The 15,261-nt window shown below is 38.0% G+C and carries 16 protein-coding genes and 2 pseudogenes; 8 read left to right on the top strand and 10 right to left on the bottom strand.

The window, feature by feature from the left end; genetic code table 11:
• Positions 1-4: 4 nt before the first annotated feature.
• From DW959_RS09170 to DW959_RS09135, 7 genes and pseudogenes are all read right to left on the bottom strand, one after another.
• Positions 5-907: pseudogene (locus tag DW959_RS09170) on the bottom strand (TraM recognition domain-containing protein); the annotation flags it as partial.
• A 147-nt stretch (positions 908-1,054) separates the two neighbouring features.
• The gene (locus tag DW959_RS09165) at positions 1,055-1,501 is read right to left on the bottom strand and encodes a hypothetical protein (protein ID WP_226801020.1); all 447 of its coding nucleotides are present in this window, start codon (positions 1,499-1,501) and stop codon (positions 1,055-1,057) included.
• A gap of 112 nt (positions 1,502-1,613) precedes the next feature.
• Positions 1,614-1,778: a transposon-encoded TnpW family protein gene (locus tag DW959_RS09160; RefSeq protein ID WP_004853612.1), complete on the bottom strand. Its 165-nt coding sequence runs from the start codon at positions 1,776-1,778 to the stop codon at positions 1,614-1,616.
• 266 nt (positions 1,779-2,044) lie between these two features.
• Positions 2,045-3,268, bottom strand: a complete 1,224-nt coding sequence (locus tag DW959_RS09155; protein ID WP_008402223.1) for a virulence-associated E family protein — start codon at positions 3,266-3,268, stop codon at positions 2,045-2,047.
• 16 nt (positions 3,269-3,284) lie between these two features.
• Positions 3,285-3,920 carry a CHC2 zinc finger domain-containing protein gene (locus tag DW959_RS09150; RefSeq protein ID WP_118615950.1) on the bottom strand — a complete coding sequence of 212 codons (636 nt, stop codon included), beginning with the start codon at positions 3,918-3,920 and terminating at the stop codon, positions 3,285-3,287.
• Between the two features lie 388 nt (positions 3,921-4,308).
• On the bottom strand, positions 4,309-5,604 hold the full coding sequence (locus DW959_RS09140) for a tyrosine-type recombinase/integrase (RefSeq protein WP_118615948.1): 1,296 nt from the start codon (positions 5,602-5,604) through the stop codon (positions 4,309-4,311).
• Positions 5,605-5,689: 85 nt separating this feature from the next.
• Positions 5,690-6,319, bottom strand: coding sequence for a helix-turn-helix transcriptional regulator (locus tag DW959_RS09135; protein ID WP_005608353.1), 630 nt, complete (start codon positions 6,317-6,319; stop codon positions 5,690-5,692).
• A 171-nt stretch (positions 6,320-6,490) separates the two neighbouring features.
• On the opposite strand from DW959_RS09135, the gene DW959_RS09130 reads away from it, so the two are divergent.
• The 8 genes from DW959_RS09130 (at position 6,491) to DW959_RS09090 (ending at position 13,369) form a co-directional block, all read left to right on the top strand.
• Complete coding sequence (locus DW959_RS09130; RefSeq protein ID WP_004843519.1) at positions 6,491-6,721, top strand: helix-turn-helix domain-containing protein; 231 nt, start codon at positions 6,491-6,493, stop codon at positions 6,719-6,721.
• Between the two features lie 140 nt (positions 6,722-6,861).
• Positions 6,862-7,176 (top strand): hypothetical protein, encoded by a 315-nt coding sequence (locus DW959_RS09125; protein ID WP_005608351.1) that lies wholly within the window; start codon positions 6,862-6,864, stop codon positions 7,174-7,176.
• Between the two features lie 328 nt (positions 7,177-7,504).
• Positions 7,505-9,226 carry a MobA/MobL family protein gene (locus tag DW959_RS09115; RefSeq protein ID WP_040893156.1) on the top strand — a complete coding sequence of 574 codons (1,722 nt, stop codon included), beginning with the start codon at positions 7,505-7,507 and terminating at the stop codon, positions 9,224-9,226.
• Entirely contained in the window at positions 9,165-9,881 is a 717-nt protein-coding gene (locus DW959_RS09110) for a DUF6040 family protein (RefSeq protein ID WP_182430072.1), read from the top strand. The genes DW959_RS09115 and DW959_RS09110 overlap by 62 nt, the downstream gene beginning before the upstream one ends.
• A gap of 80 nt (positions 9,882-9,961) precedes the next feature.
• Positions 9,962-10,306 (top strand): hypothetical protein, encoded by a 345-nt coding sequence (locus DW959_RS09105; RefSeq protein ID WP_008402210.1) that lies wholly within the window; start codon positions 9,962-9,964, stop codon positions 10,304-10,306.
• A 67-nt stretch (positions 10,307-10,373) separates the two neighbouring features.
• A complete protein-coding gene (locus DW959_RS09100) occupies positions 10,374-10,823 on the top strand; it encodes a hypothetical protein (protein ID WP_004843525.1) in 450 nt (149 codons plus the stop codon).
• Positions 10,824-12,764, top strand: a complete 1,941-nt coding sequence (locus tag DW959_RS09095; protein ID WP_005608344.1) for a DUF1430 domain-containing protein — start codon at positions 10,824-10,826, stop codon at positions 12,762-12,764. It begins immediately after the preceding gene.
• Positions 12,761-13,369, top strand: a complete 609-nt coding sequence (locus tag DW959_RS09090) for an ATP-binding cassette domain-containing protein (protein WP_005608342.1) — start codon at positions 12,761-12,763, stop codon at positions 13,367-13,369. The genes DW959_RS09095 and DW959_RS09090 overlap by 4 nt, the downstream gene beginning before the upstream one ends.
• 151 nt (positions 13,370-13,520) lie before the next feature.
• Here the strand turns inward: DW959_RS09090 and DW959_RS09085 are convergent, their stop codons facing one another.
• The 3 genes and pseudogenes from DW959_RS09085 to DW959_RS09075 form a co-directional block, all read right to left on the bottom strand.
• Positions 13,521-13,757, bottom strand: coding sequence for a DUF6061 family protein (locus DW959_RS09085; protein WP_004843528.1), 237 nt, complete (start codon positions 13,755-13,757; stop codon positions 13,521-13,523).
• A 298-nt stretch (positions 13,758-14,055) separates the two neighbouring features.
• Positions 14,056-14,724 (bottom strand): hypothetical protein, encoded by a 669-nt coding sequence (locus DW959_RS09080; protein WP_117808631.1) that lies wholly within the window; start codon positions 14,722-14,724, stop codon positions 14,056-14,058.
• Between the two features lie 165 nt (positions 14,725-14,889).
• Positions 14,890-15,261 (bottom strand): annotated as a pseudogene (locus tag DW959_RS09075) (hypothetical protein); the annotation flags it as partial.

Below are 15,261 nucleotides of genomic sequence, written 5' to 3'. Positions count from 1 at the left end.
CTTTTTACTGTAAAGCCGCTGCTTCGTTTTGCTCTGCTTTCTTCATCATCCCGGCTTCCTCTATGGCAAAGTTCACCAGATCATCCGGATACTTCACTCCGGTAAGGTCAAGTTCTATGAACTTATCCTTCTTGGAAAACTTCGGTCTGCCATATTCGGAAACATATTTCTCAATATCAAATTGATTTTTCTTGTCAAAATCCGAAAGCTCTTTGTACATCTCGTGTGCGGTTATATCAACCTTATCTGAAAAGAACGGTCTTACTCCACGCACCTGCAATATACATTTGCCGCCATCCATAAGAGCCAGGCGGTCTTGGCTCATAAGCTCTCGTCCAAGTTTCTGATAGTTCAGACCATAGGACTGAGATGTTCCTCTGGTATCAGATGTGTTGTATGTGTCAATAGTTTCCTTACCCAGCACTTCCGACAGATCTTTTAATGTTGACTTTTCCTTGCCACCTAAAAACAGAAATGTATCGCAGTTACCCTCGATCGTCTCTGCGTTATCCTTATAAATTGACTTTAACTGTGCCTTAGACTGTAGGATAATGGAAGCCGATATCTCTCTGCTTCGTATGGTTGCAATCAGCTTGTCAAACTTCGGAATCTGTCCGATGTTTGTGAACTCGTCTAAGATACACCTAACATGTACCGGGAGCTTTCCATGGTATTCATCGTCTGCAATCGTACAGAGCAGATTGAAAAGCTGTGTGTACATGATTGATACCAAAAAATTAAGGGAATCATCTGTATCCGAAATAATGACAAACAATGCTGTCTTTCTTCTACCGATGTCCCCTAAGTCGAGTTCATCATATGCTGTTATCTCCCTGACTTCCTTGATGTCAAATGGTGCAAGTCTCGCACCACAGGAAACCAGAATACTCTTGGCTGTCTTACCTGAAACAAAATGTCAAAGACTTTTTAGTACCCATACATTTCATTGCATGAAAAAAGCCACTGTAGATTTCTCCACAATGGCTATAAAGTCATTTTTATTCACTTTTGATTTTCGGCAACCTCATGCCCAAACTGGAATAGGTTTGACACTTTATTCGGGACTGAACTCCTTATCGGTAATGACATAATGAAATTCATCTGCACCAAAGGTATCTTTGTCCAGATCTGTAATAGTAAATGTAGTTCCATCAAATTTCATATAGCCGCTGGTGCCGTCAACAACAACGCCATCTTTTACAATGTCCAGATAAACAATTCTATCGATGCTATTCAACTCATAGGCCTGCCAACCGTCCACACCCTGAAAATAGGCTGTAACATTGGCAAACGGTTCATCGTTTTCCTTCTTGCAGACAAGATAACTGGCACTGTCCTCCGATACCCAGGTGGCAGTCATTCCCCAAGGACCTTCCGTTGATACATATCTCCCAAATTTATGGTCGTTGGTACGGTTAATTATGAGTCCTACAAAAGAACCAACAACGAGTACAAGAATAAGCACAACGACACCAACAATGATTTTTACATTCTTCCTCATGATAAATTCCCCCTTCCATAAATTCATCTGTTAAGAATATTCTTATTTTTCGCTCTTATTGAACATACTAATTATACCACAATATATGCAAGTTTTCCATATGCTTTTCTACCTATGCCGTATGCTGATTTGCCCTAACATCATTCTCAATCAGCCTCTTTATCTTGTCCTTCATGCTTTCTTCGGCATCCTCATTGAAATGCACTCTCACAACATACATTGTGCCACCTATCTGCTTTCTGAGTGCTACCGGTGTGTGTGATTTTCTATTCTCCATTTGTGTTCTCCTTTATGTCTGCCTGGTAAGGAAGAGCCTCTTTCAGCTGACAACCGGAAGCTGACAACCGACCTCTAAAAACTCTCAATTCCTTTTATTTATAGTTACTTTTCCTAAATTTACTTTTTCTCAAATATTCCGTTGCTTTCGTTGTCAGAACTATATATATCCCTTAAAAACATAGTAAATATAAGGTTTTATAGAACATAGAACCGACAACGGGGTTGGCAACGGGATAGACAACCAGCCGACAACCTATCAGGCATTTATCTCTCCATCCACTCCGGTGGCAATGATAACTGCTCCATCTGCTCCTTGGTTATCGGTTGAAAATCCTGACCTCTGTTGTCAGGCTTCTCCCATCCTTTCTGCCTGCGGTATGGTTCAGGAAAATGTCTTGGATTACTAAAGGCAATCCAATCACTGCAGTTATTCATAATGTCATTAATCTCACGAATTTCCCATTGTGCCGGATTTCCGTCATTTCCCAATGCCTCAGAATATAACTGCCTTGAACATACCATGCTTCCCTCGTAATGCTCCAAATAGTCAAGAATCAGCTCTTTCTTGGTATCTTCCTGCATAAACTGCTTCTGATACTCACAAAGCTCTTTTTCCATCTCTTTCGGAAGCCTCAGCTGGCATTTGCCACTCCTGTAGATTTCCATAGCCTCTGCCCACATCTGGTCGATATATTCCCTTGATGTCTTTTCATCATCGAGTATATGAGTTTCCGCCTCTTCCATATTGCAAAGAATAGGCAGAAATCTTCGGTTTCCCGACCTGTCCATAGGCAGGAAATCCAGCGAATTTGATGAACCGGCAAACACGCACTGCCTCTTGTGGTCTTTGGGATGCCTGTCGTATGGGGTCTTGTAAGTGTCTTTCTGTCTGCTCATAAAGGACTTGGTATCTTCCACATTCTTGGCATTGAGAATTGCCACCATTTCAGGGAACTCTATAATCAGATGCCCCTGTATTTTTCGGTATACATTATCATCATCCATTTTCTTCAAGTCATCCGTAAACCAGTCATCTTCCATGGCAAGGAAACGCAGAAAAGTGGATTTACCGGCTCCCTGACCACCTACCAGGCAGAGCATTACTTCAAACTTGATGCCCGGGCATGAAATTCTTGCTATCGTCCCTATCATAAAAAGCTTCATTACCTCATAGGTGTACTCACTGACCTCTGCCCCTAAGAAATGATGCAGTGCATAGCGTATCCTCTCCCTGCCATCCCATGTTATGGAATTGATGCGGTCAAGAACCGGATGGTATCTGTTTTCATTTGCCACGACCTTTATCACATCCTCAATCCGCTTTTCGTTGGATAATCCATAATGCTTTTCAAGGTAGACAACAAGGAATTTCAAATCAACATCCGTCAGGCTGTCGCTTTCACGATACCATCCCAAATCCCTTGTAATGTCGATTTTATCCGTAAACATGTTCAGACGGAATGCACCCTGCAGATTAGGGTCATTCATCAAAATCAGACGATAGTTACCGACTGTTTTCCTGACTTCTCCCTTTTCTGTGCTCTCCAGCATCGCCCTGACTTCTCCGATACTCTTCAATTCTTCCTGCAATCGACTTCACCCCCTTTCCAGTGTCAGAAACAACAGAAGCTCTGTCAGGGATATCCTTTTCAAGGAGAGTATCAAGCTGATATTCCACTTTACTGATATTCTGCAGAGCTTCTACAAAGCAGGGATGCCATTCCTCATCCATGCTCTTCAGTGCATATTCTGTTTTCCATTTCCTTAACAGATGATAATAGTCTGACAGAACACAAAAACACTGCTTCTGCTCTTCATCCAGTATCTGCTCCGGTGTTTTCTTTGGTGCCATCTTTTTCGGTGGTGCCCGGTTGGTTGCGTCATAATTCAGTCCAAAGTCAGATGCAATCTTCATTGCAGCTTCCTTTGGTGCAAGCCCGAAATATTTTGCCACAAAATCTATCGCATCTCCGGTATCTCCACAGCCGAAACAATAGTATCTCTTATCAATCTTCATGCTGGGAGTCTTGTCTTTATGAAACGGACAACAAGCCAGCCCACTCCGGTTGATTTTGATGCCATACTGCATAGCCACCTGCCTTGCAGTGACATTTTCTTTCACTACTGCAAATACATTCATGCTTATCCCAATTCCTCTCCCCTTGCTTTTTTGTGCTTTCTGTCATGTGTGGGTGGTCTTACCCACGGAATACCATTTTTGCTATACATCAGGTGTCCTCCTTCATTTTTATTTGAACTTCTGGACAACTTGTCCAAAAGCTGCTTTCCTGTTCTTTATCCATAAATGCACAAAAAAGAGCATTCATGCTTTTTACACATAAATGCTCTGACGCTGTTTTATTATAAAATTGTCTTATCTGTTGTTCCCTACAAACTGGACTTTATATAATTATTCCTCTAACTTTCCCCATTTTATAGGCTTTCCCGCCTGTCCATTAGTGAAATGATATGTAGTTTCCCTTATTTTTGCCCTTATGAGATAATCACAAGGGAAATAAGGGAAATTTTTAGTCATTGCCCACCACTTTATCAAGAAGCCGAACTGATTTTCGTTTCGCATCTCTTGTGGAGTGAGCATAGACGTTCATTGTGGTACTGACATCTGAGTGTCCCAACAATTCCTGCACATCTTTTGGGGCAGCTCCATTTGCTAAAAGGTTGCTTGTATAGGTGTGACGTAACTGGTGGAAATGAAAGCCTTCAAATCCCTCTAATGTTTTTGCCACCTTTCTGCAAACAGTCCCCAAAGTAGTTGGAAGTTCCAAACAACCATCCGGTCTTAAACAGACGAAAGAAATTTCTTTATAATCTGTCGGGACTTCCTCTGTTCTGTCTAAACAATAATATTCGTAGTACACTCTGTTTTTCTCTTTGACCTCTTTGTAGTAGTTCGTGTGATAAAGTTCTCCGTACTGCATTCGATTTTTTAACTGCTCTTTCCGGGCATTACGGAAAATCTCTACCAGTGTATCTCCAAAATCAACAACCCTTACTTTTTTCCGCTTGGTTGGTCCGATGATATATTTGCGCTTTGAGCCATCATATCGGATGCTGCGTCTTATGGTAAGGCATTGTTCTTCCAGATTTACGTCCTGCCATGCCAAACCGCAGGCTTCTCCAATACGAAGCCCGGCATAATAGGCTATCTGGATTGGAAGTATTGCGGCTGGGTTCTTTTTTTGCAGATAAGCAAGCAATCTTTCATAATCTTCTCGTGAAATTGGTTGGACATTTCCGTCCATATCCTCATCGGAAAACAAATCCACTTCATCCGTCTGATACCGCAGTTTAATATACTGCATGGGATTGAACGTAATATACTGCTTTGGAAATACTGCAAAACGGAAGGACTGCTGCATGACTGCGGAAAAAGAATGGATATAATCTTTGCTGTAACCCTTTCTCTCTTTTCCGTCGGGATGAACTCCCCCGAAGGAAAACAAATCGAAGAAGGATTGCAAATGTTCAGAGGTTACATTTTTCAGTTTCCGTTCTGCCAATGGGTGTTTCTTGATATTTCGGATTGTTCCGAGGTAATTCTCCACCGTACCATTGCTGAGCGTACCTGTTTTTAATTCCTCCTCTGCCCACACATCCAAAAGCTGTCCGACTGTGAGATTTTCCGCTTTGGCAACAAATTTCTTTTTCTCATAATCATCCATTGCCTGACGGAGCAGCTTTTCAGTTTCACTTTTGCTTTCTGTTCCAACGCATTCTTTCTGAACAAGATTGCCGCTTGCGTCCTCTACATAGAAGCGGTAGTACCATTTCTTTCCTTTTTTTCTTACAGATCCTTTTGCCATAATCGTATGTCTCCTTCGATATTAGACAATCGGAACTGATGAAATGCTTCGTGCGTGTAAGTATATCATAACTCCGGTTGTCTTACTATACCGATTCGGAATCTTCGTATAAGACTTCTGATAAAAGATTTGCAAGCCTTTGTTCTGCTGTTTTTGGTTTCTTGGAATAGAGCCTTACAACGTCTGCCATCTCATTAAAAGCATTGATGGTGTGAGTGATTTCCCTTAAGAACATAATCTCATTATATTCATCATTCGATTCAAACCCTATTGTTTTGGCAATATCCGTCTGACCAGCATTCCCCTTGAAGTTTTTGCAGGCGAACTGGAAGGAATCCAAAAACAGACCATATTGTTTTAACATCAGCAGTAATAAATCTTTTGAAAAAGCATCTTCTTCTTTGGTAAGGGCAAGCGGTAACTGTTCCAGAATATCTCCCATCGCATCACGAATCTGTAACTCTCTCTTATCCGTAATGTCGGTTTCATATTCATCTGTTTCCCCTTTGAGCCATTCCACAGATACATGGAGTGCTTCCGAAAGACCTTCCAGCACCATTTTTTTCGTATTGTCAATCGAACCATTCTCATAACGCAGGATTGTAGAAGCGGTAACACCCATCTTTTCTGCGACATAAGGCTGTGTCAGATTCAATTCCAGACGGCGCTGTTTTACTCTGCTGCCTATCAGCTTGCGTAGTTCTTTATCTTTCATGCTGACTGCCTCCTTTTTCGGTATGTATGAATTATAGCATTGTTTTTCTGTAATTGCAATATGCAACTTAAAAATTATTTTTAATATTTCGTAACGCTTGACAAAAAGATATGAAAAGGATATACTTACATCACAAGAATTGCATAATGCAATTTATAAGGAGGTGATTATATGACGCAAAGAAAAATTGCATTATCCATCGAAGAAGCTGCTGACTATACGGGAATCGGCAGAAACACCTTAAGACAGCTTGTAGAATGGAAGAAACTTCCAGTATTAAAGGTTGGTCGCAAAGTCCTGATTAAAACCGATATTCTGGAAATGTTTATGGAAGCGAATGAAGGTCGTGATTTGAGGGATAGAGGAAATGTAAAAGCCGTAACAAGAACTGCGGCAAATTAAAAAGGCGGCTTCCAAAGAAACCGCCAAAGGTTCTATCAGACCGAAGCCATGATATACCTACACGCAAGAAGATTATACCATGTGCTTCTTCTGATACGCAACCGAGAACTTATGTTTGTAAAAGAAAGGGGAATGTAATCATGGCAAAATCAACAAAAAGTTATGAAGAACGAATGCTTGAAATGGAAAAGAAGGAACAGGAAAGCCTTGAAAAAGCAAAACGATATGCAGCACAGAAGAAAGAACTTCTGAAACGAAAGAAAGCCGAAGAAAGTAAAAAACGAACCCATAGGCTCTGTCAGGTTGGCGGTGCGGTGGAATCCGTTCTCGGTGCGCCTATCGAGGAAGAGGACATCCCAAAGCTGATTGGTTTTCTGAAAAAGCAGGAAGCCAATGGGAAATTTTTTTCAAAGGCAATGCAGAAAGAAACACATACCGATATGGAGGAAGTGTAATGGCGGGGGGGGATGAGTTTTTCATTCCCTTCATTGCTTTTTCATGAAGGGCGCACTTATGGACAACCAGAGGTCGTCCCAATAAGTTTGCCACAAGTGGCAACCGGTCTTCGCTCACGCTTGCCGGGCTCGTTCCGTCGGCGGGGCTTTCAGCCAGACCTGCTCATGCCGCAGGAGGCACTCTTCGCCAGAGGGGCGCATTCCATGCAGGCTGCTATGCGCAGGGCACTCTTACGCAGAGGGCGTTCCGGCAATACTGCTTTTTCTAAAACTGAAAGCAATGTTGCCGGAAATCTATGCCGGATGTGCAGAAAGGGGGAATCCAGACATGGCGATTTTTCATTACACAATCAAAATAGTCGGACGAAGTAAAGGGAAATCTGTTATCTCCGCTTCCGCATATCTCAATGGGGATGTGATGAAAAACGAGGAAACCGGGCGAATCAGTTATTACACTTCTAAAAAAGAAGTGGTCTACACCAGTCTGATGATGTGCGAAAACGCACCTCCTGAATGGCAGATAGTACCAGAAGAAAATATAAAACGCTTTCAAAAATCTGTCCGATACAAAAGGTCAGAAGATAAAGAAGCTGCTTTAGAAAAATTTAAAATCACATTTCAGAAACAACGGTTATGGAATGAGGTATTGAAGATTGAAAAAAGTGCAGATGCCCAACTTGGCAGGTCATTTGAATTTGCCCTCCCCAAAGAATGGAGCAGACAGGAACAGATTCAATATACAGCCGACTATATCAAAAAAACATTTGTGGATAAGGGAATGTGTGCTGATTGGAGTATCCACGACAAAGGGGATGGCAATCCTCATGTCCATCTGCTTCTGACAATGCGCCCTTTTAACCCGGATCATTCTTGGGGGAAGAAAGAAGTCAAAGATTGGGATTTTGTCAGAGATAAAAGCGGAAATATCGTGATTGATGAATCCCATCCGAACTGGTGGCAGGATAAGAAAAACCCTGACCGTCATGGAATCCGTATCCCTGTATTAGATGAAAACGGAATCCAGAAGATTGGTGCAAGAAACCGCCTGCAATGGAAACGGGTACTGACCGATGCTACGGGATGGAACAATCCAAAAAACTGTGAACTGTGGCGGAGCGAGTGGGCAAAGGTGTGTAATGAACATCTGCCTTTGCATAATCAGGTCGATCACCGTTCTTACGAAAAGCAGGGAAAACTCCAGATTCCTACCATCCATGAAGGTGCTGACGCAAGAAAGATTGAACAAAAGTTTCTTGCCGGGCAGGAAATAAAAGGTTCGTGGAAAGTAGCGGAAAATCAAATCATAAAACAACAAAACACGTTATTGCAAAAGATACTGGACACCTTTGGGAAAGTATCAGGTGCATTATCATTATGGAAGGAGCGATTAAATGACATTAGAAGAAAGCCGGGAAATTATACCCTTAATGGAGTCCATGATTGGGCAAATCGAAGAACAGCAGACCTTAATGGCAGAAATGCTTCTGGAAATGCAGAACCGGGACACCCAACTCTCTCTTATGCAGGAACAGAATCAGAAATTGCAAAAATTAAACAGCGAGTTATCCGAGCTGCTCAACATTTTGCCAAATACCGAGGAACTACTTTCCAAGATGGAAGAACAGAAAACGAAGATAGAACTTTTGGAAAACGAAAATCAGCAATGGCAGATATTGGCACAGAAGCTGAACAGCGAAAACAGTTTATTACTGAAACAGAACACCGAATTGCTGAACTGGAACAGCAGGTAGAGAAAGGACGTGATATAGATGAACGAATCCAGAGAATTAAAGAACGCCGAACAGTTGGAAGAACTTCTGCTCTTGACCGAGGAGATACAAGAAGAGTTGGAACAGAAAGACCAGCTTATCGTGGAACTGAAGACGCAGCTCAACGAATCTCTGACCTTGAACGAGAAATTAAACAAAGAGAACAGAGCCGGGAATATTCAAGCATTAAAGAACGACTTGAAGCTGGCAGACAGAGCATTGCGGAGCGAGAAAGAGAAGCTGCGAAGCGCAAACGTCACGATAGAGGAATGTCAAGATAAAATACGATGCTTAACACAACAACGGGATTATGCCCGGACACATCAGAAAATCGTAGAGATACCGGTAGAAAAGCCGGTACTCTATAAAAAATGCGAAGCCTGTGACCGGACAGCCTATCAGAATGCAAAAGCAAGATACGAAACACAAAAAGAGCAACTTGCAGGACAATATAAAGCAAAAACGGTAATGTTCCAAACAACCTTGTTCCTTCTTGCATGGTATTCGCTGACAACCACTCTTTTTCAGGCAGTACAGTCAGATGTGTTCCTTTCCGATTGCAAATCATTCTTCCATGATGCAGCATCATTCATACAAACTTTTATCGGTTGGACGATTGATGCCGGGCAATCTGTGGCACAAATCAGCACAAAAATTCCAAATGAGATTATAGCCGGAATCATATATTGGTTATTGATGATATTGGTTGTTGGAATATGTGTGGCAGGGACAGGGATACTGGCAATACTGATAGAAATAAAGGTTATAGAATTATATAAGAAAAACTGTTGGGATGTTATTACCCTACTGATGATACTGACAAGTGCGGCTGTCATCATTTATTTTGGAGAAGTAATTAAAAAAGCATTATCAATAAATCTGTTGTTCTTTTGGTTAATTTTACAAGGAATATATCTTACAATCGACGCTATATAAGTCAAGATACTGATTGACTTGATACAAAATATTTGATAAAATATAAATAGAAATACAGCAGATCAAAGGAGGTAAAACTTATGAGAGCAAAGAAAGTGATTGTAGGGGTAGCTATTAGTGCAATGTTAATTTCTTCATCAATTCCAGTAATGGCATTTTCTGTTACAAACGGGAATAAGACATTTGATAAAAAGTGGGAATTGAGCACTACATCTGATGACGGAAAAGGTGTTTTGACTTATGGTTATAATACTCTTGCTATTAATGAAGATTATGCACACGCATATCATTCAACTAAAGATCATTACGCATATGTCAAGAATGGAAATGGTTCTTTTTCGGGTTCAAATGTTGGTAAAGGTAATTGGTCTAAAATTGAGGTTGCTCATAAAGGAAATAGTATTACCTACGGTAATAGCTACTAAACAAAGGTTCGGGATAATGGCTGAGTGGTTGGAATTCCAACCACTCTTTTTTGTGGAGTGTATATAAATGAAGAAAAAAATAAAATATATAGGAATTGTTTTGGTTATTTTGTTCTGTTGCTATAATTTATTTTGGTACTTCGGGAGTTATAAACCATATAACGAATTTCAGAAAGACTTCCCTGAAATAGAAGAATCTGGAGTAAAAATTTACACAGATAAAGATGGATTCCAGTATAGTGTGTCTGTCCCTGATTATTTGCTTTGGAATGGAAATCTTGCGATAGCTGAGTCAGATGTTCGATATGCACTAATTATTTGGATAAAACCATTTCACCAAGGAATAAGTCAAGGCGTGCTATTTAATGACTATAAGGATTTGAATACTCAAATTATGTTGTCAAGTAGCAAAAAAGCTGAAGATCAAGAAGATCAATGGATTGTTGATGAAAATAGCACAATATTGACTACGATATTTGAAAAAGCAAATAAAGTATGGAATCTGGGGTTGAAATAAATGAAAGCAATTAAAAACTTATGTTTGTTTTGTTTCCTGATTTTTGGAATACTTATGCAATCTGAAATATTTCAAGATCAGCTTTGGAACTTTTCTACAGCATATTTTACGTCATCACGCTATGAAGTTGCTAGTGAAGATATGTCGCAGTTTCTGAAAGATGTATCAGAAACTGCAACGGAGAATGATGTACATATTTTTTCTCAGTACAATGAAATCAATAATAAATACCTTTCAACACTTCATATTTATGGCGATGATAAAGTAATCAGACAAACATTAAAAAATACTGCAAACATAGAAGAATCAGAATATACCGCTTTAGTTTCCGGAATTACGAAAGTAAAATTTCATAATCTCTCAGAATTGCAAAGTACCTCTGTGGGTTATGAAAACTTTATCTCATACATAGGAAATGAGGACAATATTATCTCTGCATATCAGAAATTATCAGAAAAATATAGCTTAACTTATCCAGAATATTGGAATTCTACGGAAAAGGACATGATTTTTATTATATGGGGTATGATTATTGCATTGATGATTGTTCTAAATGTAATTGAAGTGGTTAGGCGAAAAAAAGAGGTTGTTGTACGAGTTTCCTTAGGAGAAAGTGCTGGTTTCATAGCATTTAAGGCTGCTTTATTCGATGTAACTTTTGACATTGCATTATTTATTGTTGCAAAAATATTGCTGTCAAATTATATATCGGGAGCATATGAGAATAGACTCGTCACAATTTTATATTCCATTGGAATTATTCTTTCCACTATTCCATATTGTTCTTTTTGCTTTTTTGATATTAGAAAGGCATTCGCAAATGCAACACACAAAAGAGGAGTGGATTTTTTAATTTATTCGTTAAAATTTATAGCAGGGGTAGCCGCTGTTTTTACAATTACCACTAATATTAGTAGTATTCATAATAACCTATTTACAAATGAACATTTGTTAGAAGAATATTATGATGCAAATTATTTTACCGTAAAGACTACTGATTTTAATGCTGAAAAAGAAGAAGCTTTTTGGAATAAACTATACAAGAATGAATATAACACATTAAAGCCTGTAATATGCTTGAATATTTTAAATGATAAAAATGATGTGATATATGTAAATAATCATGCAAAAGATATGTTACAAGGTTTTACGAAGCAGATAAATGCAGTAGAGAATGAATCTTCTGATTTGATTATTTTCATTCCAAAGAATAGATATTTTGCTAAAAACAAGCAATTAGCCTATGACTCCTTGAGCCATGTTTTAAATCATGATAATTTACAACAATTAAATATTCAGTACATAGAGTATAGCGAAACAGAATACTTTTCCTATTTAGATACAAGTAGAATAAATGGTATCGAAAAAAGCAAAAATCCGATAATTATTTATCAGGCAAACAAAGATTTAGCAGTCAATGGTGGGTATCTTGAAAGCTATAAAGCAGGAGCAGTTTTATTTCAATGTGATGAAAAACAGCTAAGAAATATCAGCAAAAAGTATGAAGATATGCTTGGAAATTATCAGCTAGTAATTACAAACGTACATGAACAGTATTTATATAATCACACATTTTTAATAAAACTCGTGGGATTTTTAAGTTCTCTTTGTACGATTGTATTGCTTTTAAATATTATGATTATTGTTACAGTAAGTAGACTAGAGTTCCGAGAAAATGCAATGAAAATTTCCTTGATGAAAATCTTTGGATATAGTTTATTTGAACGGCACAAAACACTTCTTAAAATGATTGTAGTGGAAAATTTTGTGATATTAGTAGGTATGCTTATCTATTCTTTATTATCGGTACAGACTGAAGTAGGAATTAGCATTCTTGTTAGTTCATTTATGGCACTAATAGAATTTACAATTATTTTCTTTAATATCACAATTGTTGAAAAAACAAACATACCGAAATCATTAAAAGGAGGTTGCTTATGATAACAATTGAAAATCTATGCAAAGCATATAATGATAAAATTTTGTTCAAAAATTTTCATTTGGAAATTCCAGATAGCCGTTTTTTGGTAATTAGTGGCGAAAGTGGATGCGGAAAAAGTACTTTACTTAATATGATTGGAGGTATTGAAACTCCTGACAAAGGTTCTATTATTGTGAATGGTTTTGATGTGGCAAAAAAAGGAAAAAAGCAGAAATATTTCAAAGAAGTTGTTGGATTTTTATTTCAAAATTTTGCCCTTTTGGAAAACAAAACAGTAAAAGAAAATCTAGAAATAATAAAAAAATCAGGTAGAACGGATATTTCAATAAATGAAGCTCTTGAAAAAGTTGGTTTACAGAAAGTAATTAACAAAAAAGTCTATCAATTATCTGGTGGCGAACAGCAGAGAGTTGCGTTAGCTCGTTTAATGCTAAAGAAATGTTCGATTGTATTAGCAGACGAACCAACTGGTTCCTTAGACAAAAAAAATAGTGAGATTGTTATGAATATATTGCATGAGTTAAGTGAACAGGGAAAAACAGTTATTGTTGTAACTCATAGTGAAGAAATTGTAGCACAAGAAAAGCATGTTCTATATTTATAATTACCCATAATAGAAGAATATGTTCTTTCGGGAGACACCTCCTCTAAGAACATATTCTTTTGGTTAAAATTGATTATAAAGATACTTTTATTTCAGTATATTCGCTATATTGATGGGATATATATTTGCATATTATTTATATGGATAAGGATTATAACTCTAGTGAGTCTTCTGCATCTACCCACATCTGTAAATTACCCTCAAGATATAATCTTGCATATTCCAAAGGCTCATCCACAGCCAATGAAGTAAGCGCACATTCTGATCCGTATGTGGTTTTTAGATTTTTTTCAGCTTTCCAGCAATCAATGCGAAGCATATATCCGGCACTTGTGTAAACATCAATACTATCGTGATTTATGTTGTATTCTGCATAAATTGTTCTCATCGTATCTTATCTCCATTTTCTTTTAATAATCAGTTATAGAGTTAAATATCGAAAACATTTCAATCAGTTCACCATGTCGTTATTGTTATACTGTGTTATGAAATTTTCTTTCCCTTATTTTTTCCCATATTAAGGTTCATGAAAACCAATGTGAGAATATAACACAAGGGAAAGAGTAAGGGAAAGCTCACTTGCTACAAACTTAGTATTTTCAAGGGTTTGCGAAGAATTTGATAATTAAATATAACAGTTATTAAATTTCCTAAAATATGTGAAATATCAACTGGAATTTGACTAATTATTGTGTTTTAATGATTCTATAAACTACCCCCAATTGAGCAGGGTATGTTTCTTGAATCATTCCATTAAACCATATTGTAACGATATCTCCCACCTGAACATCTTCCGCTAAATTTTCTGCCGATACATAATACTCTCCATCATTCATCTGACAAAAGCCTTCAGCTGTACTCACATGCGTTACAAGAAGTTCTCCATCATCGGTAATTTTTTTTACTTTTGCATTAAAATTGATAACCTCTATTGGAATAGACGTATCATCTTTTTCAATATCTCTAAATATGATTCGTTCGTCATCAATGACTACTATGAGCTGACCTTCAGAACTCCTTTGATAATGATATCCGCTTCCGAAATTTGATTGATTATTTTCAGATGGTAACTCTGTCCCTGCCACTGTTGACACAATTTCTCCATCCATTGTTCCACAACCAGGCATTGACGCTACATATCCTGTGTCTTTATATATAACACCATCAACCATAACACATGGAGGATATGAGCCAGTATCTGCTATTTGCTCATTTTGTACTACATCATCATTTTCTTTATTTTCTGTTTCTACGGACACATTTCCAGACACAGGTTCTTTATTTTCTTGATTCGTTCCACATCCAGCCATTCCCAGCACCATACATAATACAAGCAGATAGATTACTTTTTTCATAATACATGCCTCCTTAACTTATATTTTTTAACTCTATAAACTGGAATTGTATATTAATTTTTCTTATTTAGTCTAATATGGAAATCGTTGGCTTTAGAACATTCTTCATATGTAAGATTAGTTTCATTCATTAAAAAACCAACGGCTTCCTCCTTTGTATTGTAATTAGATTTTTCTTTCATATATCTTAACAAATTGGTCATATATATTTTTCCGTACTTCTTCTGACAAACCGGCGTATTTTGTATCCAACACCTTTTTTACGGCTTCGTACTTCCTATTTTTATCTTCTATATCCGGACCACGGTCATAATTAAACCTCACATCATAAAAAATGTGTTTCATATCGTTACTTAAAGCTTGTAACACTCGAAATCCTTTCATAGAAAACTTTCCTTCTTTTATACCATTCTCCACACAGGGCTGTATCGCCCAATCCATCATAAACCAATTCTCCATTGGCATATTTACACCATATCCGGAATCTGACAAAAAGTCATTTATCTCATTCCAATTTATCTGTAACGGCAAATCGTT

The organism is Clostridium sp. AM46-21, from assembly GCF_003480025.1.
Lineage (GTDB): Bacteria > Bacillota > Clostridia > Lachnospirales > Lachnospiraceae > Coprococcus > Coprococcus ammoniilyticus.
The sequence above is the reverse complement of the archived record's forward strand: the minus strand, read 5'-3'. Positions and strand labels throughout refer to the sequence as shown.